At 70.6% G+C, this 26,170-nt stretch carries 20 protein-coding genes; 4 read left to right on the forward strand and 16 right to left on the reverse strand.

Features of this window, described 5'->3' with window-relative positions:
- The first annotated feature begins 304 nt into the window (after positions 1-304).
- Entirely contained in the window at positions 305-1,150 is an 846-nt protein-coding gene (locus ACFWVP_RS10650) for an alpha/beta fold hydrolase (RefSeq protein ID WP_384495513.1), read from the forward strand.
- A gap of 59 nt (positions 1,151-1,209) precedes the next feature.
- Here the strand turns inward: ACFWVP_RS10650 and fxsT are convergent, their stop codons facing one another.
- The 4 genes from fxsT to fxsA form a co-directional block, all read right to left on the reverse strand.
- Positions 1,210-5,145 (reverse strand): FxSxx-COOH system tetratricopeptide repeat protein, encoded by a 3,936-nt coding sequence (gene fxsT / locus ACFWVP_RS10655; protein WP_384495402.1) that lies wholly within the window; start codon positions 5,143-5,145, stop codon positions 1,210-1,212.
- A complete protein-coding gene (gene fsxC / locus ACFWVP_RS10660) occupies positions 5,142-6,485 on the reverse strand; it encodes an FxsC protein (protein WP_384495403.1) in 1,344 nt (447 codons plus the stop codon). Before fsxC ends, fxsT begins: the two co-directional genes overlap by 4 nt.
- Positions 6,486-6,633: 148 nt before the next feature.
- Positions 6,634-8,862, reverse strand: a complete 2,229-nt coding sequence (fxsBH, locus tag ACFWVP_RS10665) for a radical SAM/SPASM protein FxsBH, inactivated beta-hydroxylase extension form (RefSeq protein WP_384495405.1) — start codon at positions 8,860-8,862, stop codon at positions 6,634-6,636.
- 30 nt (positions 8,863-8,892) lie between these two features.
- Positions 8,893-9,060 (reverse strand): FxSxx-COOH cyclophane-containing RiPP peptide, encoded by a 168-nt coding sequence (gene fxsA, locus ACFWVP_RS10670; protein ID WP_384495407.1) that lies wholly within the window; start codon positions 9,058-9,060, stop codon positions 8,893-8,895.
- A gap of 761 nt (positions 9,061-9,821) precedes the next feature.
- Here fxsA and ACFWVP_RS10675 point away from each other — a divergent pair.
- Positions 9,822-10,751 (forward strand): DUF4231 domain-containing protein, encoded by a 930-nt coding sequence (locus ACFWVP_RS10675; RefSeq protein WP_384495408.1) that lies wholly within the window; start codon positions 9,822-9,824, stop codon positions 10,749-10,751.
- A gap of 80 nt (positions 10,752-10,831) precedes the next feature.
- On the opposite strand, the gene ACFWVP_RS10680 is transcribed toward ACFWVP_RS10675, so the two are convergent.
- From ACFWVP_RS10680 to ACFWVP_RS10725, 10 genes are all read right to left on the reverse strand, one after another.
- Positions 10,832-11,311, reverse strand: a complete 480-nt coding sequence (locus ACFWVP_RS10680) for a hypothetical protein (RefSeq protein WP_384495410.1) — start codon at positions 11,309-11,311, stop codon at positions 10,832-10,834.
- 183 nt (positions 11,312-11,494) lie between these two features.
- The gene (locus ACFWVP_RS10685; RefSeq protein WP_384495411.1) at positions 11,495-12,394 is read right to left on the reverse strand and encodes a S1 family peptidase; all 900 of its coding nucleotides are present in this window, start codon (positions 12,392-12,394) and stop codon (positions 11,495-11,497) included.
- Positions 12,395-12,682: 288 nt separating this feature from the next.
- A complete protein-coding gene (locus tag ACFWVP_RS10690) occupies positions 12,683-13,543 on the reverse strand; it encodes a DUF1684 domain-containing protein (RefSeq protein WP_384495413.1) in 861 nt (286 codons plus the stop codon).
- Positions 13,544-13,547: 4 nt separating this feature from the next.
- The gene (locus tag ACFWVP_RS10695) at positions 13,548-14,837 is read right to left on the reverse strand and encodes an NtaA/DmoA family FMN-dependent monooxygenase (RefSeq protein ID WP_384495414.1); all 1,290 of its coding nucleotides are present in this window, start codon (positions 14,835-14,837) and stop codon (positions 13,548-13,550) included.
- Positions 14,834-15,916 (reverse strand): LLM class flavin-dependent oxidoreductase, encoded by a 1,083-nt coding sequence (locus ACFWVP_RS10700; RefSeq protein ID WP_384495416.1) that lies wholly within the window; start codon positions 15,914-15,916, stop codon positions 14,834-14,836. Before ACFWVP_RS10700 ends, ACFWVP_RS10695 begins: the two co-directional genes overlap by 4 nt.
- Before the next feature lie 16 nt (positions 15,917-15,932).
- On the reverse strand, positions 15,933-16,907 hold the full coding sequence (locus ACFWVP_RS10705; RefSeq protein ID WP_384495418.1) for an ABC transporter substrate-binding protein: 975 nt from the start codon (positions 16,905-16,907) through the stop codon (positions 15,933-15,935).
- Positions 16,908-16,976: 69 nt separating this feature from the next.
- Positions 16,977-17,729 carry an amino acid ABC transporter ATP-binding protein gene (locus ACFWVP_RS10710; RefSeq protein WP_384495514.1) on the reverse strand — a complete coding sequence of 251 codons (753 nt, stop codon included), beginning with the start codon at positions 17,727-17,729 and terminating at the stop codon, positions 16,977-16,979.
- Positions 17,730-17,779: 50 nt separating this feature from the next.
- Entirely contained in the window at positions 17,780-18,724 is a 945-nt protein-coding gene (locus ACFWVP_RS10715) for an amino acid ABC transporter permease (RefSeq protein WP_384495420.1), read from the reverse strand.
- 48 nt (positions 18,725-18,772) lie between these two features.
- Entirely contained in the window at positions 18,773-20,614 is a 1,842-nt protein-coding gene (locus tag ACFWVP_RS10720) for an FAD/NAD(P)-binding protein (protein WP_384495421.1), read from the reverse strand.
- Positions 20,611-21,480, reverse strand: a complete 870-nt coding sequence (locus ACFWVP_RS10725; protein WP_384495423.1) for an amino acid ABC transporter permease — start codon at positions 21,478-21,480, stop codon at positions 20,611-20,613. Before ACFWVP_RS10725 ends, ACFWVP_RS10720 begins: the two co-directional genes overlap by 4 nt.
- Positions 21,481-21,928: 448 nt before the next feature.
- Between ACFWVP_RS10725 and ACFWVP_RS10730 the strand changes: the two genes are divergently transcribed.
- Entirely contained in the window at positions 21,929-22,867 is a 939-nt protein-coding gene (locus tag ACFWVP_RS10730) for an ABC transporter substrate-binding protein (RefSeq protein ID WP_384495425.1), read from the forward strand.
- Between the two features lie 58 nt (positions 22,868-22,925).
- Here ACFWVP_RS10730 and ACFWVP_RS10735 read toward each other — a convergent pair whose 3' ends face one another.
- Positions 22,926-24,122, reverse strand: a complete 1,197-nt coding sequence (locus ACFWVP_RS10735; RefSeq protein WP_384495426.1) for a DUF5685 family protein — start codon at positions 24,120-24,122, stop codon at positions 22,926-22,928.
- Positions 24,123-24,421: 299 nt separating this feature from the next.
- On the opposite strand from ACFWVP_RS10735, the gene ACFWVP_RS10740 reads away from it, so the two are divergent.
- Entirely contained in the window at positions 24,422-24,862 is a 441-nt protein-coding gene (locus ACFWVP_RS10740; RefSeq protein ID WP_384495428.1) for a cell division protein SepF, read from the forward strand.
- Between the two features lie 42 nt (positions 24,863-24,904).
- On the opposite strand, the gene ACFWVP_RS10745 is transcribed toward ACFWVP_RS10740, so the two are convergent.
- Positions 24,905-26,113, reverse strand: a complete 1,209-nt coding sequence (locus ACFWVP_RS10745) for an acyl-CoA dehydrogenase family protein (protein WP_384495430.1) — start codon at positions 26,111-26,113, stop codon at positions 24,905-24,907.
- Between the last annotated feature and the right edge of the window lie 57 nt (positions 26,114-26,170).

A 26,170-nucleotide genomic window follows, 5' to 3' on the forward strand; every position in this document is an offset into this window, starting at 1 on the left:
CGGCCACGTCGATTCCGATCGCGAACACCGGGTGCAATCGGACGCGATCAGCGGGTGAGGTCTACGCCTGTCCTGTTTTCGCCCTTCAGGGTCCGGATGCTGGGTCCGCTGGTCCGGATGCGGTGCAGGGCGCACTCTGGGCGAACACGGGTTCCTTCCGACAAGCAGTGCCGGTAATGCCTTTGATGCGCCATCATCGGACTGACAGCACACGCCGGGCCCGTGATGCCCGGACAGGGCGGAATCACCGAACGGGGGAGTCGGGGTGGGCAGTCGGGTGCGGGTGGCGGACGGACGGCATCTGATGGTCGAGCGTCAGGGGGATCCGCACGGCAGACCGGTCTTCCTCCTCCACGGGATGCCCGGCAGCCGGCTCGGGCCCGCTCCACGCGGCATGGTCCTCTACCACCGCAACATGCAGCTGATCGCCTACGACCGGCCGGGGTACGGCGGCTCCGACCGCCTGCCGGGACGCCGGGTGGTGGATGTCGTCGAGGACGTCCGGGCGATCGCCGACTCGCTGGGCCTGGAACGCTTCGCCGTCGTCGGCCGGTCCGGCGGCGCGCCGCACGCCCTGGCCTGTGCCGCGCTGATGCCCGACCGGGTCACCCGTACCGCCGCGCTCGTCGGTCTGGCCCCCTGGGACGCCGAGGGTCTCGACTGGTTCGACGGGATGGCCGCGTCGAACGTACTCGCGTACTCCACCGCGGCGGCCGACCCCGACGGCCTCGCGGAGTCCTTCATCAGCCGCTCGGCGGAGATCCGGCAGGACCCGGTCCGGCTCCTGGACGACCTTCGCCGGGAGCTGACCGAATCCGACCGGATCGTGGTCAACGACGCCGGCATCCGCACGATGCTGCTCGCCAACTACCGTGAGGGGCTGCGCACATCGGCGTACGGCTGGATCGACGACGCGATCGCGTTCTGCCGGCCCTGGGGGTTCGACCCCGCGGACATCACCGGCCCGGTGATGCTGTGGCACGGCGAGAAGGACGTGTTCTCGCCGGTCGGCCACTCCCGCTGGCTGGCCGGACAGATCCCGGACGTCACCGCCGTGATGGAACCGACGGCGGCGCACTTCGACGCGCTGTCGGTACTTCCGTCCATTCTGGACTGGCTGCTGGACGACCGGGAGGCCGCGGTCTGCTGACGGCGGCGATCCGGTGAACGCGGTGGGGGGGGCTCCGGCCAGGCCCCCCCCACCCGGCCTCACACCGACATCGGTTCCAGCTCGCGCCAGAACCTGCGCTCGTCCCTCGCTATCCGGGTCAGCGGATGCTCGTCCCCGAGCTGGCGCGCCAGCTCGTCAGCCGTCTCCGCCCGCACCCGCAGCGCCTCGTCCTCGCGCCCCATCGAGTCGAGCGTGACCGCGAGGTTGGAGGCCATGGCCAGGGTCTCCGGGTGGTGCGCCCCCAGAACCTCCCTGAGCTGGCCGGACACCCGCCGCTCGGTCTCCAGCACCAGGTCGAGGTCACCCATCTCCGCCGTCGCGTTGGCCAGGTTCATGACGCAGAACAGCGTGTTCGGATGTTCCCGCCCGAACACATCGCGCATCGAGGCGACCACCTTGGCCAGCATCCTCTCCGCCTCACCCGCCGCACCGTTCCCGGACAGGTAGACACCGAGGTTGTTCTGCGCGGCCAGGGTGTACGGGTGCTGCTCCCCCGGCACCTTCATGTACTGGTCGACGACCTCCTGCGCGGCATCCCGGGCCTCGGCCGGCTCTCCCGCGGCGAACAGGTCGGCCGCCAAGTTGAGGTCGCAGGCCAGGGATTCCGGGTTGGCCGAGGTGTACTTGGCCCGGTACCTGGCACGCGTGGCCACCGTCAGCCTGCGCGCGTCCTCCAGCTGCCCCGCCCGGCGCAGGGACACCGCGAGGCTCTTGGCCGCGCTCAGGGTGGTGGGGTAGGTGCGGCCGAGGGTGGCCTTGAGGCTGTCGTACGTACGGCTCAGCAGGCTTACCGAGTCCTCGTAACGCCCGACCTCGCGCAGGTCGCGGGCCAGGTTCAGCGCGGAGGACAGGCTGTGCGGATGCTCCTGGCCCAGCACCTCGGACCGCAGGTCGTAGCAGTCCTGGTCGATCTCCCGGGCCCTGGCGTACTGTCCGACGCTCCGCAGGTTCAGTGCCAGGTTGTTGGCCGCCGCCAGCGTGCGGGCGTGCCTCTCGTGGAAGATCTGGTTGAAGCCGTCATGTGCTTCGGTCGCCAGCTCGATCGCTCGCCCGTAGTCGCCGAGCAGGCCCAGGTCGATGGCGAGACTGCTGGTGGTCATGTAGGTGTGCGGGTGCTCCGGTCCCAGCACCTCACGCTGCAGCCGCAGGGTGAACTCGTCGAGTTCCCTGGCCTCCACGTACCGCCCGCGGGTGCGCAGGATGTTGGAGAGGTGGAAGCAGAGGTAGAGGTACTGGATGTCCCGCTCCCCCAGCATCTCCAGCCACGTCTCGCGGAGTTCCTCCCCGAGGGAGCCCGCGGTCCTGACGTCTCCGCGCTTCCACAGATAGCGCACACGGTCGATCAGGAGCCTGCGGGTCTCGTGGTCCCTGCAGTTGCGCGCGTCGGACGGACCGAGGTGCGGCCAGATCGCGGCGAAGCGCGGCCAGGTCTCCGGGTTGTCGATCGGTTCGGTGTCATCAGGCCTGGCACCCGCCAGGATGCGGTGGACGACGTGCCGGGCCTCACGCTGTTCCTCGTCGCTGAGCTGGGCCCTGATCACCGCCTGCACCAGTCGGTGGACCTGGATCGAGTTGGAGACCTGGTCGACCTTGGCGAGGGCGAACCGGCCGATCTCCCGGATGACCCGTCCCAGGACCAGCTTCTCCTGGAGCGAGGAGTCGTACGGCTTCAGTGCCTCGATCATCTCCTTGCTGTAGAGGAGATTCGCCGAGATCGGCTCCGGGGCGAAGAACGCGCAGAGCTGGAGGAGCCGCACCGCGGCGGGCGAGCGTTCCTTCAGGCGTTCGATGGAGATGTTCCAGGTGGCCGCGACCGGTTGCGGGTACCCGGCCGGCTGGTTCAGGGCCAGTACCTGGGGCGCCTGGCGGGCCAGCTGCTCCAGATAGGCGTCGATGGGCGTCGCGGTCTCCGCGATCCAGGCCGCCGCCTGCTCGACGGCGAGCGGCAGGTCACCGACGGCGGTGGCCACCTGGGCGGCGTCCTCGTCGCTCAGCCCCGGGGCCCGTCGCTGCAGGTGCTCGATCGACTCCTCCCGGAGGAAGACGTCGACGGGAAGTGCGTCTCCGTGCTGGGACCACGCCTGGTTCCTCGACGTGACCAGGATGTGCCCGGAGCCGCCCTGCGGGAAGTAGCGCCTGAGGCGTTCGGGATCGTCGGCGTTGTCGAAGACCAGCAGCCACCGGTCGGAGGGCACACCCCGGCGCAGCAGGTCGACGGCCTCCTGGGAGGCCGCGGCCATGTCGTCGCCGCCCTGGGCACCGAGCCGTACGGCCAGTTCGGCGAGCCCCGCGATCACGTCGTCGGTCTGCTCGGACGATATCCACCACACCAGGTCGTAGTCGGCCATGAAGCGGTGCACGTACTCCAGGGCCACCTGGGTCTTGCCGACGCCTCCCAGTCCGTACAGGGTCTGCGGCTGCGGGAGTACGACGGCCATGCCCCCACCCAGCTGGTCGCGCATCCGCTCGAGGACCAGGGAGCGTCCGGTGAAGCCGGGGTTGCGGGGTGGTGCGTTCCAGATCCTCGGCACCGTCCCGGGGAAGCGGGGGCCGGGCGCCACTCCGTCGCCGAGCTGCACCGGCCTGTCCAGGGCGCGCATCAGGGCGGTGGTGGCGTGCACCTCGTCCAGCCGGAAGAGGTCGACCGGGTTGCGGTCGATGTAGGGCGCGGACAGCCGGACATCGCTGATCCGCAGCGGGAGCAACTGGCGCCGCCCGCCACCGGGGTCCTCGGCGACCGACCGGTCCCACAGGTCCACGGCCCGCTGGGACTTGAGGTAGGCGCTGGAGAGCAGCACGACCGTACGGGTCGCGGTCTCGGCCGCGGGGTGCACGGCGTCCGACAGGGCGGGATCGGCGGAGACGTCGCGCGGGACCACGCGGAATCCGGCCCGGGTCAGGACCGATTCGATCCAGTCGGCCCACATGCGGTTCTCCGCCACATAACTGAGGAAGAGATCGGCGGGCAGGGCCGGCCGGCGGCGGGTGAAGGCGTCACGGATGCGCAGGCGCACCTCCTCGCCCACCGGGGGCATCGAGGTGATCTCCTGTTCGGTGACGACGGCGGTGAGACGTTCGAAGGCGGACAGGAGCGAATTGCTGAGTCCGGCCTCGTCTCCGAAGGTGGCGAGGGTCTCCTCGTAGGCGTAGTACGGGCGGTAGGGGATCTCCACCGCGCCCCAGTAGGCGGTGAGTTCGTCCCCGGAGAGGTCACGGGGCAGCCGGTCGAACTTGAGCCGGGCCAGGGCGCGGCCGGCGTCGGCCTTCTCCTTCTCGCCCTCGTCGATGCGCATGGGGACGGGGAAGATGGAGATGGGGCGGCCCGTGTAGCGCTCGGCGATCTGCCGGGCGACGGAGGCCGCGCCGTCGATGGACTGGTCGCTGAGGGTGAAGCAGTCGACGAGCACGTCCGGGAGGTGGACGGTGCAGATGTCGGCGATGTCGCTGAGGCCGGTACGGCTGTCGATGAGGACGTAGTCGTAGTTGGCCTTCATGTCGTCGCGCAGGGCGTCGAAGAAGTGACCGCCGCCGAGCCGGTCGTAGAAGTTGTCCCAGTCGAAGGTGGAGACGGTGGCGGAGTACTCGCGGTTCTGCCGCCCGGCCGAGACGAAGTCGAGTGTGCCGCCCCGCGGGAACTGCCAGCCGAGTGCTTCCGGGTTGAGCGAGACGGCGTGCGGCTGGATGCGGGCGTAGTCGCGGTGCCAGTCGTCGGACCGCTGCGCGGGGTTGGTCGCGGCCCAGGCGTACTCGGTGATCAGGTCGATCACCCCGGTGGTGGCGCCGAGTGTCGACGGGTCGAGGAAGGGGTGGAAGAAGCGGTGGAGTCCGGGGGCTTCCAGGTCCCAGTCGACGGCCAGTACCCGCTTGCCGTTGGCGGCGAGGATCCAGGCGGTGTTCGCCAGGGCCATGGTGCGCCCCGTGCCGCCCTTGTACGAGTAGAAAGTGACGATGCGCCCGTCACGACCGGCTGTCATACATCCTCCGCATCCGTCGCAAGGTGGTGCATGTCGGGTATGAACTGCGTACTGCCCATGGGCCCCATCAGCCGCGTCCGTTCACTGTGCCGCCCGCCGGCCGGTGGGTAGACCGTCGCGTGCCTCAGATACTGCTGGGCGGCCACCTCCACCACTTGGGGGAGGACCTGTCCGAACGCCTCCATGGTGGGCACCCCCTTGGCCGCGGCGCGGCAGAAGGCCCGGCCCTGCCGCATCTTGGCCGGCATCGTCTGCTCGAGCTTCTCGGTCAGTTCGGCCTCGGCGGCCCTGCTCTGGTGATCGTCGCGGCACCAGGGCACCACCATGGTCACCCAGGGCCGGTTCTCCGCGTCGAAGGCGGCGAGTCTGCGCCTGCGGTCCTCGTCCTGCAGGGCCCAGCGGTCGACGAGGAGTATCTCCGGTGTGCTGGGCTCCTGCTTGCCCTCCCGCTGCCCGGACTCCTCGTCGAACGAGGTGATCACGGCCTGGTAGTTGAGGGAGCGGACCAGTTCCTCGGCGACGTAGGCCAGCGGTCTCGCGGCGGCCGGATGGTAGGGGTTCCAGTCCTGCGGGTGGTCGCCGTAGTAGTCGGCGACCCGTCCGTCGGGCAGGTCGTGCCGGGTGGGTGCGGCGATGGTGATCTGCATCGGCCGGGGGGCGCCCACCCCGCTGCTCGGTGATCCGAAGGCGCTGGGGGCGAGACGGTAGTCGACGGGCCTTCCGGTGTCGATCCGCACCGTGTCGGCGACGCTGACGATGCGCTTGGCCAGCTCGTAGACGGCCCGTTCGTATTCCTGGGCGAACAGCCGGAGCTTGATCAGCCCGTAGAGGCCGTCGCTGACGTAACGGTCCCCGAAATCACGGTGGTTGAACTGTAACCGCTCCGCCGATCCGGGCAGTTGGTCGGGCGGCACCGGAACCCAGAGCGCCGGGACGATGGCTTCGGCCGACTGGTTCGAGCGGGCCCGGTGGTGAATGGCGCGCTGCTCGAACGCGTACCACTCCTTGCCGCACATCTCACTGGCGAAGTAACGCGGCGAGAAGAGCGGCACGAAGACCCGGCAGGTGGCGAGTACGCTGCCCAGCCGCTCCGACCATCCTTCACCCGAGCGTATCTCCCGGTCCATGAACCCGGCGGACGCGCCCGCCGGCAGGTCGGTCATGGCCATCACATGGCCGCAGAGATCTTGGAAAAGCCGTTCGACCCACATATCGGGGTCCGTTCCACCGCCGTACCCCGGTGTGTGTGCGTAACTCAGAAAGAAGTACGGCCGATGGTCCGCCGCTCGCTGCTGCGTTGATGCGTGCACACGACCCCCGTCCTGTGTGAGCACCCGCATCCCAGGACTGTGGAGGGGGTGCGAGCGAATTCATCATTCCGGAGCGGACCTTGCTCCACCCCCATGGCGTTCGGTCATTCAACGCCGCTTTTCAGTCATCCATACCCAGAATTCATCCCGTACGTTCCGGGCCGTAACAATCATGAGGCTATTCGGCCCACTTGTCCTGTGTTCTCTTCACCTCCTCCGCGAGTGCGGTGATGAACCGCCTTCCCCCGACCGTGGGCTCGGCGGCCGAACCCATCATGCCGAGCGCCTCATCGATACCGTCCATGAAACAGGGATCAAGGGCCGAGAACGCGACCCGTTCATAGGTTTCGGCCAGCAGCCGTGAAAACGGAACCGCCTCGTCCTGCCAGAGCGGGCGATAGTCCCAGGAACCGTCCGCCCCATAAAGATCCGTGACGTCGAGCAGTGCGCGCAAGGTGGTCCGCCGAAATCCACTCAGAAGTTCGAGGGCCAGCTGTTTCGCGTCATCCGTCGACGTCAGTCCGACGGTCCCGTATCCGTGCGGCCGCTCGGCGTGCCGCCCGGCGGCGAGCGGGGTCAGCGTGGTCAGGCTGCCCGCGGCCGCCGCGGCGTGCGACGGCGCCTCCCGCTCCAGCAGCTCCCACGCCTCGGCGAGCCCTGCCTCCCACTCGTCGGCCTCGGCCCGCCCGAGCCGGGGCGCGGCCGGAGCGCCGAAACAGTCCCGGTACGGGTCGAGGTCGTCGAGGGCGAAGCGGGGTGCGCCGACGTGTTCGAGATGACGCACGGGGCTCCAGGCGGGGCTTTCCGCCCCGTGCCGGATCCGCCATTCGCCACCGCCGTCGTCACGCCGGGCCACGAACCCGTCCTCGGCCGTACTCAGCCGGACCGTGCCGTGCTCACCCTCCCCGCCGACCCGGAGCTCGCCGAGCGTGGGGAGGTGCAGGCGGCCGTCCCGGTGGTCGGCCCGCACGGCCAGGCCGAGGCCCGAGCGCACCGCGGCGGCGGCCACGTAGTCCGGCAGGCGCAGCGCCTCGTCCACCGCGCCGGGGCGCCCCTCCCGAAGCCCTTGCAGCGCCTCCATCAGCCAGGTCCGCGTGTACGGGTGCGCCAGCACGTGGTCGAGCCCTGCCGCGCCCTCCCCGGAGGACTCGAGTACGCCGGCAAGCTGCCAGGCCTCGTCCCACCGCTCACCGCCGCGGCCGTCCAGGTCCGCGTGGAGCCTGGCGAGCAGGGTGCGGGTCAGGTCCTGCTGGGCCTCGACGAGTTCGGCGCGGTCCGTCACCGCCGGCGGGGCCGCGGCGCGCGCCTCGATGCCGCGCACCAGCGCCTCCAGGTCACGGCAGTACACGGACGGGTTGTCGAACTCTCCTGCCGAGCTGTACCGGTGGGTGTACAGCCCTCCACCGCACGAACGTACGACGGGGCAACTGCGGCACGTCTCGCTGACGCCGGCCAGCCCGAGCTGCCGCGCGCGGACCCCCGGATGGGCGGCGACATCGTCGAAGGAGTGCGTGAAGACGTCGAATCCGGTGGCTGCCGCACCGTCGTAGGCGCTCTTGAGCGAGTCGACCTGTTCCAGCGTGCCGTCCGTCTCGACCACCACGAGATCGGTGGGGGCCAGCCCCAGCGACTCGGTGAGACCGGGCCCACCGCTCAGGGTGGACAGCACCGAGGCGAAGAGGCGCACGGGCACCGGGCGGCCCCGCTCCTCCCAGCGGTCGTAGATCTTGAGGAGCCACTCGGCGTAGGCCGTCCCGGACCCGTTCGGCCGGGGCGGCGGGTCGTCCCAGGTGGCGTGCGGGAGGAGGAAGTCGATGAGGGGTGGTTCGAGCTCGACCAAGGCGTCCAGGACCGCGTGCGGGTCGTTCTCGATGTCGATCGTGCACAGCAGCCCGAGATCGAGGTGCCGGTAGCGCTCCTGCCGGAGCAGTTCGACGGCCTTGAGCACGAGGGGGTGGCTGGTACGCCCGTTCGCGAAGCGGCGGTGCCGGTCGTTCGCCGTGCGGTCACCGTCGAGCGAGATGCCGACCTTGACGTCGAACTCGTCGAAGAGGTCGAGATATCGGGGGCTGAGCTGGACGCCGTTGGTGTGGATCCTGAGGTCCAGCTCAGCGATACCGTTCAAGGCCCCTGTGAGCTCCTCGCAGACACGGCGCAGGCGTGCCGTGCCGGCCAGGAGCGGCTCGCCTCCGTGCAGGATCACTGACATCGAATCGAGCGCATGCGTCGAAGCATGCTCGGCCAATCGTCGAGCTGCCCATGAAATAGCTTCGTCAGAGATTGTTTTAGGGCGGGTAAGCCAGCTCTGATCTGCATGTTCATAGATATAACAATGGTCGCACGCGAGATCACAACGACTGTGCACCTTGAGAACGATCTCGCGGAAGGGGACCAGGGGTCCTGTCATTCCCCCAGTCTAGCCACGTCGGTCCTCTTCTCAGAGGGCCGAACTGAAGGTCGAAGTCTGCGTCGGGCGACCGGTCGAGGTGCCGAGTACCCGGCCGAGCTTTCCGGACGCATCGGCGCCACGGGCGTCGATCTCGGTGAGCGGCACACGGCTCTTCTTCGCGATGGCGAAGGAGGGGGAGTTTTCGTAGGTCTTCACGGCCGTCCTTGATGGATTGTTTCCGGACACTGGATCACTACCGGCATCTGCATATTCACAGTGTCCGGCAGCATGACTTTACTCCCATCCCAGCTCGCCGCACACGTCGGCGTGGCACGAAATCTTGTGTTTACAGCGCATTGCGACACCGGAATTCCCCGCGGAGACTGGCCCACCCGGGTGACGGCGGAACGTGCAGGCCAAGGGCTCACGACCGGCCGCTCCCCGACTGCTCGCCCGCCCTCCCACGGCTCCCCCGGTGGGCAGGCGGATCCGCCCGGCCGGGGGGGGGCCGTTCCGGCCGCGGATCGAGCGGCAGCCGAAGGGCCGAGGCGGCGACTTCAGGACACTCGTACGACAACAGATGTTCACCCGCGCCCCGTTCACCCCTCCGGCATCCCGGGCATCCGGCCCGTCCCGCCACGCTGCGCCGTCCGGCCCGCCCGGCCACGCTGCGCCGTCCTGGTCGCGGCCGGAGCGAAGGTCAGTCGAGTGGAGCCTGCGTGACGGCCCTCGCGCCCTTCATGCAGTCCCCGCCGCGTTCGTGGCTGTCGCCCACGACGTCGAGCGTTCCTCCGGCGCCGTCGTGCGCCGGTCGGCCGGAAGGCGCCGTTGCAGTCTCCGGGGCGCGACCCTACTCTCGTGGCCCCGGCAGGCCTTCGCGCACTTCCTCCTGAGCCCAGTGGCAGCGCACGCGAGCCGGCGGTGACCGGGCCAGCTGTACGACCCGGGGGCTTTCCCACAACTGCAGACGGGGTGACATGACGGCGATTCCCGGACCACTTCAGTCCATGGTCTTCCGCAGCGAGGACCTGCCCGCACTCTTCCACCGTACGGACGCCATCGCCGTCGCCCGCCAGCGGGAGGCGGTCAACACCACCCGCGGGCAGCTGGCCCTGCTCGTCGTGGGGACCGTCCCCGCCGCACTGCCGTGGCAGGCCGAGGTCGGCGGGCAGGTCCAACTCCTGCACGCCGTCGCGGTGTCGGCGTATCTCGGTGTCCTGATCACGACGTACGTCGCGTCGCGGCGCAAAGCGAAGTCGCATTGGCAACTCAACCGCTCCGCGGCGGAGTTCATCAAGTCCAACTGCTGGCGCTACGCGGTCCACGGCTCCCCCTTCGACACCGGCACCCATCACCCGGAAGCCGTGTTCGCCAACCGGCTGGAGGACGGGCTCCAGGAGTTACGGAAGGTGGGCTGGGACGATCCCCGTGAGGAGATGACGGACGAGGGCGAGGGGCTCATCACGGCCTCCATGCGGGAGTTACGGAACAAGGCGTTCACCGTGCGCAAGGAGACGTACATCCGGGACCGTCTCATCGAGCAGCGGCGCTGGTATCGCAGGCGGCAGCAGGTGTCCCGGCGGGGTGCGTTCGTCTGGGCCGGTGCCATCGCCGCGCTGACGCTGCCCGCCCTGGCCCTCGCCGTGCTGCAGATGTTCTCCGCCGCGGGGTCCTTCGCGCTGACGGGGACGTTCTCCGCCGCCGCGGCCGCCTGTCTCGCCTGGAACGAGATGCGCCGCCATCACCCCCTCGTGTCCGCACACTCGCTGGTGGAGGAGGACCTGGAGAACATGCAGGCCGCGATGGAGACCACCCTGACCGAGCGGCAGTGGCCGGCCGCCGTCTTCGAGACGGAGCGGATCGTCTCCCCCGAGCACACCGACTGGCTGGCCCGGCACCGGATGTGACGCCGGGCGGCTCCCGGACACACCGGGCGCGACGGGCGCACCCGTACCCGCTCAGGCCCGACGGGCTCACCCGTACCCGTTCAGGCGCGCTCCACGCCGTCGCGCCAGATGACCGTGACCGGCCGGCCCAGCGTACGGGCGTACGTGACGATGTCGCCGGTGCCGCCCAGGCCCCGGGCCGGCCGGCCGTCCCAGACGGCGAGCAGCCGGTCGCAGTGGTCGGCGATGTAGGCTCCCGCCGCGTAGTAGGCCTCGTCGGTGGAGTGCGGGAAGTCCAGCCGGACCTCGCGGGCCGCCCTCGCCTTGAGCATCCGGTAGCGGGCGAGGTCGGTCTCGTCGTCGAAGCCCGCCTCGTAGTCCCCGCTGGGGATGACCGCGGTCAGCTCCGCCCCGTGGGCCAGGGCGAGGTCGGCGAAGAGCTGGTCGGCCCCGACCGCCAGGCTGGAGAGCGCCTCCATCGAGCCTTCGAAGCCGCGCAGCGCCGCCCGGATGCCCTCCAGCACGTGCGCGTGGACCTCCTGGGGGATGGATCGGTGACCGGTCACTCCGATGCGTTTCACGGACCTGGAACCCCCTGGGTGTCTGCGGGGGCCGGGGGAGCTCCCCCGGACGGGCGCGGCGTCCGCCCCCCGTGTACCTCTGTGACCGACCGTCCTGACATCCTCTCAAAAGCCGCGGGTCGAACGGGAGCCCCCGCCGGGGATCGGCGGGGGCTCACGGAGGTGCGGCAGTGCCCGGCCGGGTCAGAACACGCTGACTCCGTACGCGCTCAGCGCTTCGGTGACCGGCTGGAAGAAGGTCGTCCCGCCGGAGCTGCAGTTGCCGCTGCCGCCCGAGGTGAGACCGATCGCCCGGGTGCCGGAGTGGAGCGGGCCGCCGGAGTCGCCGGGCTCGGCGCACACGTTGGTGCGGATCATGCCGTGGACGATGTCGCCTCCGCCGTAGTTGACCGTGGCGTTGAGACCGGTGACGGTGCCGCTGTGGGTGCCGGTGGTGGATCCGCGGCGGGTGACGGCCATTCCGACCGTGGCGTTGGCCGCACTGGTGATGTCCTGGCTGCCGACGGTTCCGGACTTGGTGACGGAGGAGTTGGTGTAGCGGACGATGCCGTAGTCGTCGGTCGGGAAGCTGGAACCCGACGTGGTGCCGAGCACGGTGGTGCGCCCGGAGTCCGAGTACCAGGTGCCCGCGCCGTCGGTGCAGTGGCCGGCCGTCAGGAAGTAGTAGGTGCTGCCGCTGCGGACGTTGAAGCCGAGGGAGCAGCGCCAGCTGGAGGCGTAGACGGCGTCGCCGCCCGAGATCAGCTTGCTGAACGTCCCGGGGGTGCGTTCGATGCGCAGGGCACCCGCGTCGGCTCCCGCGGACTCCTTGATCCTGTTGATCTCCGCCTGCGAGACGGTGCTGTCCACCGTGACGACGAGCCGCCCGGTCGCGGGGTCGGTGTTCCAGGCGGTGCCGGCGACGTCGGCGCCGAGCACGGCGTCACCCGCCGCGCGGAGCTGGTCGGCGCTGTACGTGCCGGTCGGTTGGGCGTTGGCGGCGGGGACGGCGAGTGCCGCGACGGCGACGAGGCCGGCGGAGACGGCGACCATCCTGCTGCTTCTCGCCGCGCCGCTGCGTGGGGTGGTGCGCTTGATCCTCACTTCTGTTCCTCCCGAGGGGAATCGGGGGTCCGCCTGTGGGGTGGCCGGACCCGTGAGGCGCAGCCGGGGCACGGGCTCGTTCCGGAATGCCTCCGGGACGTGTTCCCAAAGTGTTCGAATTCCGGATGATCCGTACGTCCGACCAGCGCTGCTCGGGAGTATCGGGGGCGTCAATTCGCCGCACAAGGGCGCCTTTCGGCCGCGGGAGGCCGGGCAACCGGAACCGCCCCGGCAGCTCTGGGGCTGCCGGGGCCGGTGTGCCGGGCCTTGCGTCGGCGGTGGGACGGATCAGGCGTCGATACGGTTCCGCTCCCCCGCCGCGACCGGGACCGGGAGGGTGTTGCCGGGCGGCGGGAAGGGGCAGATGAAGTGGTCGGCGAAGGCGCACGGAGGCAGCAGCGCCCGGTTGAGGTCGACCTTCACCCTGCCGTCCTCGTCGGGTGCTCCGGGCCGCAGGAAGCGGAAACGGTAGCTGCTGTTCCCGCTGGTGGCGTCGGCGAAGACGGCCCAGAGCGAGCCGTCGGGCTCGACGGCGACCTGGAGCGTGTGCTCGGTGCCGTCGAGCGTGAAGGCGATCTCGCCGCCGAGCCCCAGCCCGCGCTCGCGCCCGTCGGCGTTCTCCACCCGGACGGTCCGGCCGCTGCCGTACGGGCGGAAAATGCCGTCCAGCGACCAGCGCGTGTCGTACGGGGTGGCGTCGATGGTGCGGAAGTCGTGCCGGGCTGGTGACAGGGGGTCGAAGTCCCTTACCGCCCACAGGCCTTCGCGGCTCAGGAGGACCAGTCGGCGCTCGCCCCGTGCCACCCGGGAGGCGTCGACGGGACCGCGGTCGGCGGTCAGCCGGACCTGCCCGGCCAGCGGTTTGCCGTCGACGGTGAGCCCGTCGTCGGGGGAGGCGGTGAGCACGACCTCGTCGCCGTCCGTACGCCACTGCCCCGGCACGGCCGGAATTCGACCGTCCGGGTGGTCGGAGAGCCAGTGGGTGCCGGTGAGGGAGAGCGGGCCGTGCGGGGCCGCCACCGCGACGATGCGCTCCTCGTGCCAGCGCTGCCACTCCTGGAAGTCCTGGCTTCCCACGCCGCCTCCGCCGATCCCCGCGCTCCCGCTGCCGCCGCTGTCCTGACTCTCCTGCTGTGCGTCCGTGCTCATGCGGTCAACCCTTCCATACCGGCTCCTTCAGCCCGAGGTGCGATCGCAGGGTGGAGCCGGAGTATTCGCGGCGGAAGGCGCCACGTTCCTGGAGGAGCGGGACGACCCGGTCCACGAAGGGATCGAGGCCGCCCGGTGTGAGGTGCGGAATCAGGATGAAGCCGTCGGCGGCGTCGGTGGAGACGAACGTCTCCAGTTCGGCGGCGACCGTCCGCGGGGAGCCGATGAAGGACTGCCGGGCCGTGGTCTCGATGACCGTCTGGCGGATGGACAGCCCCTTGGCGGCCGACAGGGCACGCCACTCGGCGGCGACGGCGAGCGGGTCCGCGACCCTGACCCTGCCCTGCGCCAGGCCCGATTCGGGGTCCGGGTCGATGGCGGGGAGTGGTCCGTCGGGGTCGTAAGAGGAGAGGTCGCGGCCCCAGACCTGTTCCAGGGCGAGGATGGCGTTCTGCGGGGAGACCTGGAGGCGGCGGATCTCGGCGGCGTTCTGCCGGGCCTCCGCGTCGGTGTCACCGATGACGACGGTGACCCCGGGCATGATCTTCAGGTCGTCCGGCTGTCTGCCGTACTTCGCGAGCCGCGCCTTGACGTCGGCGTAGAAGATCCGGCCGGCCTCCAGGGTGTCGTGCCGCGTGAAGATGACGTCGGCGGCGGACGCGGCGAATTCCCGGCCCTCGGCGGAGTCCCCCGCCTGGATGACGACGGGGTGCCCCTGCGGCGAACGGGGGACGGTGAACTCCCCGGAGATGTCGAAGTGCCGACCGGTGTGCGCGAACGGGCGCGAGGTGCCGTCCGGTGCCCAGGAGTCCCACAACTCGCGTGCCGTGGCGACGAATTCGGAGGCGCGGGTGTAGCGGTCGGCCCGGTCGAGGTAGCCGCCCCGGCGGAAGTTCTCCCCGGTGAAGGCGTCGGAGGAGGTCACGACGTTCCAGGCGGCGCGCCCGTCGCTGAGGTGGTCGAGCGTCGCGAGGCGCCGGGCGAGCTCGTACGGTTCGTTGAAGGTGGCGTTGACCGTGGCGGCGAGCCCGAGGCGGTCGGTGACGGCTGCCAGGGCGTTCAGCACGGTGAGGGACTCGGGCCGGCCGACCACGTCCAGATCGTGGATCCGGCCGTTGTGCTCGCGCAGCCGCAGTCCTTCGGCCAGGAAGAAGAAGTCGAACTTCCCGCGTTCCGCGGTCCTGGCCAGGTGCTCGAAGGAGGCGAAGTCGATCTGGCTCCCGGAGCGGGGATCGGCCCACACCGTGGTGCTGTTGACGCCCGGGAAGTGCGCGGCGAGGTGCATCTGCTTCATGCCGTGCCCCCCGAGGTCGGGGCCAGCGCGTAGCGGTTGGCCGGGCGGGTCAGGCCGAGGTGCTCGCGGAGCGTGCCACCGGGGTGGAAGGTGCGGAACAGGCTGCGGTGCTGGAGCAGGGCCACGGTGCCGTTGACGATCCTCTCGAGGTCGCGTTCGGGGGTGACGGGCGTGAGGTGGAAACCGTCGACGGCGCCGCCCCGGTGCCACCGGGTGATGAGCTCGGCGAGGTCGACCGGGCCGCCGCGGAAGTACGTCCCCCGGCCCGCGAGCCGCGGGCCGCTCTCCGGTCCCGGTCCCGGTTCCGTCGCCGTCTCGGCGTCCCCGAGGTCGACGGTGAGCGCGACCAGGACCCGCAGGGCGTCGGGATCGCGGCCGTGCGCGGCGGCGATGCGGCGTACGTCGTCACGGAGCGCGGACGCCTGCTCGGGCGAGGTGGCCCGGACGTACACGACGTCGGCGTGCCGCGCGGCGGGTTCCCTGGCGGGGCCGCTCGTGCCGTCGATGACGGTGACGGGCCTGCCCTGCGGCGGCCGGGGCACGATGGCCGGGCCCCGCACGGAGAAGGTGCTGCCCTCGAAGTCGACGTGGTGCAATTTGTCGCGGTCGACGAATCGGCCGGTGGCGACGTCCCGGATCTCGGCGTCGTCCTCCCAGCTGTCCCACAGCCGGGCCCCGGCGTCGGCCACCTCGCCCGCCTCCTGCCACAGGGCGGCGGCGGACGCGGCACCGCGCCGGCCGAAGAGCCGGGCCTCGGCCTCGGTGGTCGACACGTCGGCGTGCCAGCCGGCCCGGCCGCCGCTGACCCAGTCGAGGGTGGCGACGGCGGACGAGATGTGGAAGGGCTCGGTGTGGGTGGTGGTGACGGTCGGCACGAGGCCGATCCGGGCGGTGGCCGGGGCGACACGGGCGAGCACGGCGAGCGCGTCGGGTCCGGGGCGGGCGAAGGAGTCCCCGAGGGTGACGAAGTCGAGCGCGCCCTGCTCGGCGAGGCGGGCGAGGGCGATGTGGGAGGCGGCGTCGTAGCGCGGCGGGCCGCCGATCTCGGCGGCCAGATGGAGCGGCCTGGTGGCAGACATGCGGGACCTCTCGGGGTCAGTTCTCGGTCTTGGGGAGGCCGGGCGGGTTGATCTCCGACTTCTCGACGGCCTCGTTGGCCAGCCCCCAGCGGTCGAGCACCTGGGCGTAGGAGCCGTCCTGGATGATGTGGTCGATGGCGGCGCCGTACGCATCGGCCAGGCCGTTGTCCTTCTTCGTGGTGGCGGCGATCTTCCCCTGGATGCCGTCGCCGGCGCCGGAGAGCGTGCCGATGATCTCGGACTGCCCGGCCGAGGCGACGTGGTAGTTGACCGAGGGGCTCGGGCCGAGGTAGGCGTCGATCCGGCCCGACTGGAGGGCCAGGTAGTAGTCGGTGTCCTTCTGGAAGTACTTGATCTCCACCGGTTTCCGCCCGGCCTCGGCGTTCTCCTCGCTCCAGTCGACGAGGATCTTCTCCTGGTTGGTGCCCGAGGCCACGGCGATCGTCCTGCCCGCGACGTCCTCGGGCGACCTCACCTTCCAGCCCGAGCCCTTCTTCGCCTCGAACGCGATGTTGTCGAGCCGGTAGGTGGCGAAGTCGTACTTCTCCTTGCGCTCCTCGGTCACCGTGACGTTGGACAGGACGCCGTCGAACTTGGAGCTGTCGAGGCCGACGAAGAGGTTCTCCCAGGAGACCTCCTGGAAGTCCGGCTCCAGCCCGAGCGTGTCGGCGATCAGGGTCGCGAGGTCGATCTCGCTGCCGATCCGGGTCTTGTCGTCGGTGGCGTAGAAGCCGAGCGGGGGCGAGGCGTCGGCGCTCGCGCCGAGCCGGAGCGTGCCGCGCTCACGGATGGCGGCGGGCACCCTGGCCGCGATGGCGTCGACCTTCTCGCCCCTGATCCGTTTCTGGTCGGGGCCGATGTCGATCCCGGTGTCCTTCTGCCCCTCGGGACGGATCACGTCGGTGGCGGCGTCGCTGCTGCCGCACGCGGTGAGCAGCCCGGCGGCGGTGAGGGTGGCGAGGGCGACGACGAGGGTGCGGCGGACGGACACATGACTGCTCCTTGCGTGCGGGGAGGGCGGGAGTTCGGGCCGAGGAAGAACGGTCTGCGGCGGCACGGCTCAGAGGACCTTGGAGAGGAAGGCGCGGGTGCGTTCCCTGACCGGGCGGTCGAGTACATCGGCGGGCGGACCCTGCTCGACGATCCGCCCCCGGTCCATGAAGACCACGGTGTCGGCGACCTCCCGGGCGAAGCCGATCTCGTGCGTGACCACGATCATCGTGGTGCCCTGGTGCGCCAGGTCCTTGATGACGTCGAGGACCTCGCCGACGAGTTCGGGGTCGAGCGCGGAGGTCGGTTCGTCGAAGAGCAGCAGCTTCGGTTCGAGGGCGAGCGCCCGGGCGATGGCGACGCGCTGCTGCTGGCCGCCGGAGAGCTGCTTCGGGTACGACCCCGCCCTGTCGGCGAGACCGACCCGGGCCAGGAGCGCCTCCGCGGCGGCGACGGCGTCCTTGCGGGGGCGGCCGAGGGCGGCGACCGGGGCCTCGATGATGTTCTCGAGGACGGTCAGGTGCGGGAAGAGGTTGAAGTTCTGGAAGACGAAGCCGATCCGGGTGCGCTGCCTCAGGACCTCACGCTCGCGCAGCTCGTACAGCTTGTTCCCGGAGCGGCGGTAGCCGACCAGGGTGCCGTCGACGCTGACCCAGCCCCGGTCCACCTTCTCCAGGTGGTTGATGGTGCGCAGCAGGGTGGACTTCCCGGAGCCGGAGGGGCCGAGGACGACGGTCACCTCTCCGGCGCGTACGGACAGGTCGATGCCGCGGAGCACTTCGAGTGTGCCGAAGCTCTTGTGCACGGCGCGGATCTCGACCATGGCGTCCGTGGTGTTCGCGGGCGCGTCCTCGGACACATCGGTGGGTGCGCTCATCGCACGGCCCCCTTGGCGTAGTGGCGTTCGACGTAGTGCTGGAGGACGGAGAGAACGGTGGTCAGGAGGATGTACCAGACCGTGGCGACCATCAGCAGCGGGACGACCCGGCCGTTGCGGCCGTAGACGACCTGGACCTGGTAGAAGAGTTCGCCGATCGCCATCACGGAGACGATCGAGGTGCCCTTGAAGAGGGAGATGATCTCGTTGGCGGCGTTCGGCAGGATGGAGCGCATCGCCTGCGGCAGGACGATCCGTCGCAGCTGCCGCAGCCGGGGTATTCCGAGGGCGGCGGCGGCCTCCAGCTGTCCGCTGTCGACGGCCAGTACGCCGCCGCGCACGATCTCCGCCGCGTACGCCGCCTGGTGCAGCGCCAGTCCGAGGACGGCCGCGCTCATCGCCCCGACGAGGTTCATCGTGTCGAAGGTGAAGAGGCCCGGTCCGAAGGGGATGCCGAACTCCAGTTCCTGGTACAGGTAGGCGAGGTTGAACCAGAACAGCAGCTGGACGATGAGCGGGATCGAGCGGAACGCCCAGATGTAGGCGTACGCGACCGCCCTGAGGAACGGGCTGGCGGACAGCCGCATGAAGGCGAGGACGATGCCGAGCGCGAAGCCGAGCACCGTTCCGTAGAGGGTCAGCTGCAGGGTGACCCAGACGGCCTTCAGGATGGTCTCGGTGGTGATGAACCGGGCGAAGACGTCCCATTCCCAGCCGGGGTTGGTGATCAGCCCGTTCAGGAACTGGGCGAGCAGCACGGCGGTGACGGCGACGGCGACCCAGCGCCAGGGGTGCCGCACGGGGACGACGGTCAGGTCCGAGAAGTCGGACCCGTCGTCGTACGGGGCCGTTCGCCGGGGTTTCTCACCGGGCGGCGCCTCACCGGGGGGCGCTGTGTCGAGAGGCTCTTTGCCCAAGGGGGGATCGCTGGTCAGCGACATGGTGGTGTTCCTTCAACGACGGGGCGACGAGAGGGGGCGTTGCCGCGCTCAGGCGGTGTGGCCGCCGCGACAGGAGAGGTCGCGGAGGAACGCGAGCACCGCGCGGGCGGCAGCGTCGTTCTGCCGGAAGGCCGGGCCGCCGGTACGCGGCCGGGTGAAAGCACCGCTCGAACGCGCGGTGGTGTACGGGCCGAGGGCGAAGCGGCGCGGATGCGGGCTGCCGTCACGGTCCAGGATCCTGCTGTCGCCCGGGTCGACACGGAGCAGCCCCGTGTCGGTGCCGGCGGCCCCGTCCTCGTACAGTCCGCGCAGCAGTGGGCTGCGGGTCTTCCGCAGGGAGGGATCGGGCAGCCTGGCCTCGACCAGTGCCCTGGCCTCTATGTGCTCGTCGGGCACGGTGGCGCTGCCGGCCCGGAAGACCCCTCGCTGCTCGTCCGTCTCCAGGGTGATCCCGGCGCCGAGGAAGCGGACCACTCCGGCCCGGGAGAGGGCGAGGAGCTGACGGAGGCGGGGGCCGGGCGGGCCGGAGGCGAGGTAGCTGAAGAAGCCGTGCCACCGGTCGCCGATGTCGCCGGCGCGGACCAGTTGCCCGTACACGGACAGCAGGCCGAGGAAGACGGCGAGGTCGGGGCTGTGCCGGGGGTCGTGGCGGCGTTCGAGGTCGGCGGTGATGTACGCGCGCAGCCCGTCCTGCAAGGAGTCGTACGAGGGGTGGCGCAGCCCGTCCAGCGGCCGGTCGAGCGCGTCCAGGTCGAGGTGGTCGGCGGGGTCGGGTACGGACGAGGCGAGAAGGGCCTGCAGTTCGGGGCTGCCGGGCTCCGCGACGGCGTACTTCTCCTCGAAGTCGCCCCAGCCGACCGCGGTGCGCTCGGGGTGGGCGGTGAAGAGCCGGTGGTAGTGCGCGTGTCCGAGCTCCTTGACGACCGAGGGCCACAGGTCGCGCCGGAAGTCCAGGGGGCCGGTGCCGGCGAGCACCGCGTCCACCTGGTCGGGTCCCAGGTAGCGGGGCAGGGGCGGCTGCTCGCCCTGCCAGGTGTAGCCGATCTTGGCGTGGTAGGGCACGCCGCGCCGCGATCCGACGTACAGGACGGGCTCCCGGCCGGAGGGGAGGTAGACCCCGTCCTCGTACCGGCCGCCGCGCCCCTCGGTGAGCAGCGCCATCAGGTCGATGAAGGCGAGACCGAAGCCGCGCACGATGACGGGCTCGCCCGCGGGCAGGGCGGAGAGGTCGCTGTCGGCGGTGAAGTCGGGCGGCAGGTGCACCAGTTGGTGCCGGGCGGCGAATGCGGCCAACTCCACCTGTTCCGGCTCCGGTTCGGCATCCAGATGGCCGACGGTGAGGACGACGAGGTCGGCGAGGAGCGGTTCGGCGCGCCCTTGGAGCCAGACCTGCTGCCGGCCGTCGTGGGACCCCGAGACGCGGTGTGCGTACGCCTGGTGCTCGTGCACGGTGATGCCCGGCGGGAGGGCGGCGAGGGACTGCTCGTACACCCAGCGCAGATAGGCGCTCTGCAGTCGCCGGCTGGGGAAGTCCTGGGCGCCGAGCTCCCGGATCTCGGCGAGGATCCCGGGGTCGGTGTCGAGGACGGTCCGCCCTTCGCGGACGTCGGCGGCCCAGGTGTGCACGGCGGGGCCGGGGCGTATCGGACCGTCCTGCTTCACCGTGTCGTCGGTGAACATGGTGACGTCCTCGGCCATGGAGTTCATCCAGAGCAGCGGGGACTGGTCCTGCCGCCAGATGCGGCCGCCGCCCGGCGGGTACGGGTCGACGAGGTGGATGTCCAGTCGCCCCTCCCCGTACAGCTCGGCGGAGTTGGCCGCTATCCGCTCGATGACGCCGGTGCCGCGCGGGCCACCGCCTATGACGACGAGCGTCGGTACGCCGCTCATCGTGCGCCTGCCGTGCCGCGTGCGTAGTGGCGTTCGACGTAGTGCTGCCCGACGGACAGCAGGGAGGTGACGGCGACGTACCAGAGGGTGGCGACGAGCAGCAGCGGGATGACTTCGTAGGTGCGGTGATAGACGAGCTGCACCGAGTGGAGCAGGTCCTGGACGGCGATGATGCTGACGATCGAGGTGCCCTTGAGGGTGCCGATCAGCATGTTCCCGGCGGGCGGGACGATGGAGCGCATGGCCTGGGGCAGTACGATCCGCCGCAGCCGGCGCCAGGGGCCGAGCCCGAGCGACTGGGCGGCCTCCAGCTGTCCGGGTTCGACGGAGAGGATGCCACCGCGCACCACCTCGGCGGCGTACGCGGCCTCGTGGAGCGTGAGGCCGATGACGGCGACGGCGAGCGGGCCGAGGAGATCGACCGTGTCGACTCCGAGGATCTGCGGGTAGAGGGCGCCGATGTTGAACCAGAAGAGCAGCTGGACCAGGATCGGCGTGGACCTGAACAGCCAGACGTAGCCCCAACTGACCCCCTGTAGAACCGGGTTGCCGGAAAGCCTCATGACGGCCAGCAGGGTGCCGAGGGCGAAGCCGAGCACCATGACGAGACCCGTGAGCCACAGGGTGAGGCCGAGGCCGCGCAGCACCGGACCGGTGGTGAGGTGGTCACCGACGACGCCCCATTGGAAGGCGTCGTTCCGGACCACCGAGACCAGCGCCCCGGCGAGGAGCAGCAGGACGGCGACCGCCGCCGCCCACCGGCCGGTCCGGCGCACGGGCACGACGCGCGGCACGGTGTCGCCGGCACCCTGGGCGGGTGGGGAGGTGAGCTGTCCCTGGTGAAGGGTGTCAGTCTGCGCGGGCATACGGGGCTCCGTGGATGCAGAGATCGAACACGGTACGTGCCTACAGCGCGAACACAACGTGGGCCGGGCCCCTCAGCGCCGATCCGGTTCCGAGACAATCGTTGCCAGGGGCATGTTGTCAAGCGTGTCCATACTGTGAGCCGCGGGTACGGACGCGGTTGACGAGTACCCGGATGCCTGTTCCACTGAGGCCATGTACGCGCAGCAGTGGCTGGTCACCCGCTCCCACATCGACTTCGGTCGCGTGTGGTCCTGTTCCTGTTGAGCTGACCCCGCTGCCTCTCCGCGCTCCTCCGCTCGCGCCCCTTTCCGCGCCCGAGCACCTTTCCCGCGTGCCTTCACGTACACAACACCGTTCCGCCCTCCCCTCGTTCAGCTGATCTCCCGCCCGTCGCTCCGTGCTGCCCACGCACCGGAGCGCCGTCGACGAATCCGGAGAGTTTCCGTCATGCCCCGCTCCAGGCACACCGCTGCCTTCACCCTGATCACCGTCGCCGCGCTCGCTCTCACCGGCTGCGGGTCGGGTGACCCGGCGGCCGCACCGGCCGGTGCGGGGACCTCCGGCAAGGGGAGGATCCCCACGGCCGATGTGGTCTCGTCGGTGAGGAAGGACCCGGCGGCGGCGAAGCTCCTGCCCGCGGAGGTACGCGAATCCGGCACCCTCACCCTCGCCTCCGGCGTCGGCACCCCGCCCGGGGCGTTCTACCTGGAGGACGGCAGGACCCTGGCCGGCGCGGACATCGACTTCGCGGACGCGGTGGCCCGGGCGCTGGGACTCAAGCTGAAGCGTGAGGTCGCCTCGTTCGAGGCGGTCCTGCCGGCCCTGGGCAGCGGCAAGTACGACCTGGGCACCGGCAACTTCGGGGTGACCGACGAGCGCCGGAGGACGATCGACTTCGTGACGTACATCAACGACGGCCAGGGCTTCGCCGTCCGCGACGACAGCGATCTCAAGGACGTCACCGACCTCACCCAGCTCTGCGGACTGACCGTGGGCACCAGCGCCGGAACCACGTTCGAGGCGACGCTGGAGGAGAACAAGCACCTGTGCGCCGACGCGGGCGAGGAGGCGTACGAGGTGAAGACGTACGCCGACCAGGCCGCCGTCTGGATCTCGCTCCAGCAGGGACGCAGCGATGTCGTCATGTCGACGATCAACGGGCTGCGCTACGCCGTGACCCAGCAGAAGGGGCTGCGCTTCCTCAACGAGTTCAAGCGGCTCGACGTCGGCTTCGCCTTCAGGAAGGGCACCCCGCTGGCGCCCGCCTTCCAGGCGGCGGTCAACAGCCTCAAGGCGGACGGGACCTACGACCGCATCCTGAAGAAGTGGGGCACCGGCGAGTCGGCGATCACCACGTCGCGGATCTCGCCGCCCGAGATCAGGTGAGGCACCCGGGACCGGGGTCAGGTGAGCATGAGCCGGGCGCGTTTGCCTGACGCCCCTGTCAGCAGTCACATCCGCAGTCGCAGTTGCAACAGCCGTCTTCCCCGCAGCAGTTGCCGCAGCAGTCACAGGCATCGCAGCAGCTCCCGCAGTCACACTTGTGGCAGAGCCCCTCGCGCTCCTGACCGCTCCACGGGTCGTGGAAGGTGCCGGCGCAGCACATCTGGCAGGTGCAGGCGAGGCCGGCCCAGACCAGGCAGCCGGCTATCAGGCCGCGCCGGCGGGGCGGCTCGGGCGGGAGGGGCGGACCGGTCGGGCCGCCGGGTGTCGTCGGCGCGTACGGGTTGCCGGGCGGCGGGCCGAAGGAGCCCGAGGGCTGCCCGTCCCGCGGGTGCGAGCACGAGGTGGAGCCGAAGGCCCGGTCCACCGAGCGCCGCAGCTCGTGCACGAGCAGTACGTGCGCCAGTCGCCCGTCGGTGAATTCCACGTCCCGCATCGCCAGGCGCACCCCGTGCAGCGCGTCGTCGCAGAGCCTTCGGGCCTCGGCGAGCGGGGTGCCGGTCGCGGTGAGCGGGTTCCAGGCACCCGACGCGGAGTCAGCCGCCTTGTCCTCCACGGCGTCCAGCAGATGGGCCAGCCGCCCGAAGAGTCGTCCGGCCTCGGCGAGCGGCGTCGCGTTCCCCGGCCGGCCCGCGAGTACGGCGGTGTGCGCGAAGGCCGCGGCCGTCGCCGTCTCGGTGGGTTCGGTGACCGTCAGCAGCGGGGTGCCGGGCCCCGCGAGGGACTCGATTCCGGTCTGCCGGTCGACCGCGTCGACCAGGACCGCCGTGTCGAAGCCGAGCTCCGCCCCGGTCCGCGCCCCGGCCCTGTCCCAGCTCGCGGCGACCCTGCGCGCCGCGGCGGCGACCGGGCGGCGCTTCAACAGCCCGTCCCGGTCGGCCACGTGGTCACGCACCTTGGCCGACGCCAGCACCAGGGAGACGGCGGCGGCGAGCCTGGCGCCTTCGCCCCGGGCGACCGGCGCGGTCCGCATGGAGCGCAGCGGACAGGGGCCCGCGGTGCGCCGCTGCGCGGGAGTACGTTCTGCCTGAGCCTCCGTCAGGACCGAGACGATCAGTCCGTCGTAGTTCGTGACGACCCGGGCGAACTGCCCGTGGTCCGCGCGAAGGGCGAGGCAGAGCCCGCAGAGATGGGCCATCCACTCGGCCTTGAGCCCTTCGGACAGCCGATGGGTACAGGGCCTGACGATTCCGAACACGACGATCCCCCGGGAGCCGTTCACCTGATGCGCCGCGCTCGTGCACACGCGCGGCGTGCATCGTATCGAGTGACCCGTTCACCCGTACGTCCCCTCCGTCACCCGTACGGACGGGAACTCATATTTTCCTTCCGCAAGCCGCCCTGTACGGCAGGAACCCTGACGAACCGCCACATGTTCTGCACCAGTAGCGTCACGAATCCCCTGCGCGCCGACTATCCCCTTGGCGCAGTATCCGCATCATGGACGACCATAGGGATAGGAAAGACAGGAACCAACCGCGGTGAGAGGAGGCGTCCATGGGATCGGTGCGCAAGGCAAGTGCCTGGCTGGGCCTCGTGGAGGACAACGACGAGCGGTACTACGACGACGAGTACTCCGAGGATGCAGAGACCGGCACGAACCAGCCGTGGGTGACGGATCCCCGCGTACAGGTGGTTTCCGAGAAGGCCGAGAACACGGGCCGTCGGATCGCCACCGTCACCCCGGACAGCTTCCGGGACGCGCGCGGCATCGGTGAGCTCTTCCGGGACGGCGTTCCGGTGATCGTCAACCTCACGGCCATGGATCCCACCGACGCCAAGCGCGTCGTGGACTTCGCCGCGGGCCTGACCTTCGGCCTGCGCGGCTCGATCGAGCGCGTGGCCACCAGAGTCTTCCTGCTGACCCCCGCCCACACCCAGGTGGTGACGGGCGAAGCCGCCGGCCGGCAGGCCGACGGCTTCTTCAACCAGAGCTGAGCGAGGCGCTCGCCGGACAGGTCCGGTTTCGGCGGTTCCGGTCTACCGGAAGGCGTCCAGACCGGTGAGCGCCTTGCCCAGCACCAGCTGGTGCATCTCCACGGTGCCCTCGTAGGTGAGCACCGACTCCAGATTCGTCGCGTGGCGCATCACCGGGTACTCCAGCGAGATCCCGTTGGCGCCGAGGATCGTGCGCGAGGTACGGCAGATCTCGATCGCCTCCCGCACGTTGTTGAGCTTTCCGAAACTGACCTGCTCCGGGCGGAGCCTGCCCGCGTCCATCCGGCGGCCCAGATGGTGGGCGAGCAGGATGCCCTTGTGGAGCTCCAGGGCCATGTCCGCGAGCTTGGCCTGGGTGAGCTGGAAGCCGCCGATCGGCCGGCCGAACTGCTCGCGGCCCTTCGCGTAGTCCACGGCCGCCTCGAAGCTGGCGCGCGCCGCGCCCATCGCTCCCCAGACGATTCCGTAGCGGGCGTGGCTCAGACAGCTGAGCGGTCCGCGCAGCCCGGTGACGTCCGGCAGGACCGCGTCGGCGGGCAGCCGTACACCGTCCAGGACCAGCTCGCTGGTGACGGAGGCGCGCAGGGACCACTTGTGCCGGATCTCGGGCGCGGAAAATCCGGGGCTGTCCGTGGGTACGACGAAGCCGCGGATCCCGGAGCCGCCGTCACACTCGCCGGTCTGCGCCCAGACGACGGCGACCCCGGCGACCGATCCGTTGGTGATCCACATCTTGCGGCCGGTGAGGATCCAGTCCTCGCCGTCCCGCTTGGCGTACGTACGCATCCCGGCCGGGTCCGAGCCGTGGTCGGGCTCGGTGAGTCCGAAGCAGCCGATGGTCTCGCCGGCCGCCATGCCCGGCAGCCACCGCCGCTTCTGCTCCTCGGAGCCGAAGCGGTGGATCGCGTACATGGCGAGGGAGCCCTGGACGGAGACCAGCGAGCGGATCCCGGAGTCGGCGGCCTCCAGCTCCAGGCAGGCCAGGCCGTACTGCACGGCGGTCGCGCCCGCGCAGCCGTATCCCTCCAGGGACATGCCCAGTGCGCCGAGGGAGCCCAGTTCGCGGGCGAGCTCATGGATGCCGGGGAGCTCGCCGTTCTCGTACCACTCGGCGATGTGCGGCAGGATCCGGTCGGTGGCCCAGCTCCGCACGGTGTCGCGGATCGCGAGGTCCTCCGGGTCGAGGAGATCGTCGATGCCGAGCGGGTCGGCCGGGTCGAACGGCGGGAGTTTCGACGGCTTCACGGACATGGAAATGCCTCCGGCGGCTCGCACGGACTAAAACTAGCAGTGGTAGTTACAGCGTCG

It is taken from the genome of Streptomyces sp. NPDC058637 (genome assembly GCF_042717325.1).
Taxonomy (GTDB): domain Bacteria; phylum Actinomycetota; class Actinomycetes; order Streptomycetales; family Streptomycetaceae; genus Streptomyces.

Coding starts and splice junctions, on each gene's coding strand:
- ACFWVP_RS10650 (WP_384495513.1), top strand. CDS start 305: ATGGTCGAGCGTCAGGGGGATCCGCACGGCAGACCGGTCTTCCTCCTC.
- fxsT (WP_384495402.1), bottom strand. CDS start 5,145: ATGACAGCCGGTCGTGACGGGCGCATCGTCACTTTCTACTCGTACAAG.
- fsxC (WP_384495403.1), bottom strand. CDS start 6,485: ATGCGGGTGCTCACACAGGACGGGGGTCGTGTGCACGCATCAACGCAG.
- fxsBH (WP_384495405.1), bottom strand. CDS start 8,862: ATGACAGGACCCCTGGTCCCCTTCCGCGAGATCGTTCTCAAGGTGCAC.
- ACFWVP_RS10675 (WP_384495408.1), top strand. CDS start 9,822: ATGACGGCGATTCCCGGACCACTTCAGTCCATGGTCTTCCGCAGCGAG.
- ACFWVP_RS10690 (WP_384495413.1), bottom strand. CDS start 13,543: ATGAGCACGGACGCACAGCAGGAGAGTCAGGACAGCGGCGGCAGCGGG.
- ACFWVP_RS10695 (WP_384495414.1), bottom strand. CDS start 14,837: ATGAAGCAGATGCACCTCGCCGCGCACTTCCCGGGCGTCAACAGCACC.
- ACFWVP_RS10700 (WP_384495416.1), bottom strand. CDS start 15,916: ATGTCTGCCACCAGGCCGCTCCATCTGGCCGCCGAGATCGGCGGCCCG.
- ACFWVP_RS10710 (WP_384495514.1), bottom strand. CDS start 17,729: ATGGTCGAGATCCGCGCCGTGCACAAGAGCTTCGGCACACTCGAAGTG.
- ACFWVP_RS10715 (WP_384495420.1), bottom strand. CDS start 18,724: ATGTCGCTGACCAGCGATCCCCCCTTGGGCAAAGAGCCTCTCGACACA.
- ACFWVP_RS10720 (WP_384495421.1), bottom strand. CDS start 20,614: ATGAGCGGCGTACCGACGCTCGTCGTCATAGGCGGTGGCCCGCGCGGC.
- ACFWVP_RS10725 (WP_384495423.1), bottom strand. CDS start 21,480: ATGCCCGCGCAGACTGACACCCTTCACCAGGGACAGCTCACCTCCCCA.
- ACFWVP_RS10730 (WP_384495425.1), top strand. CDS start 21,929: ATGCCCCGCTCCAGGCACACCGCTGCCTTCACCCTGATCACCGTCGCC.
- ACFWVP_RS10740 (WP_384495428.1), top strand. CDS start 24,422: ATGGGATCGGTGCGCAAGGCAAGTGCCTGGCTGGGCCTCGTGGAGGAC.
- ACFWVP_RS10745 (WP_384495430.1), bottom strand. CDS start 26,113: ATGTCCGTGAAGCCGTCGAAACTCCCGCCGTTCGACCCGGCCGACCCG.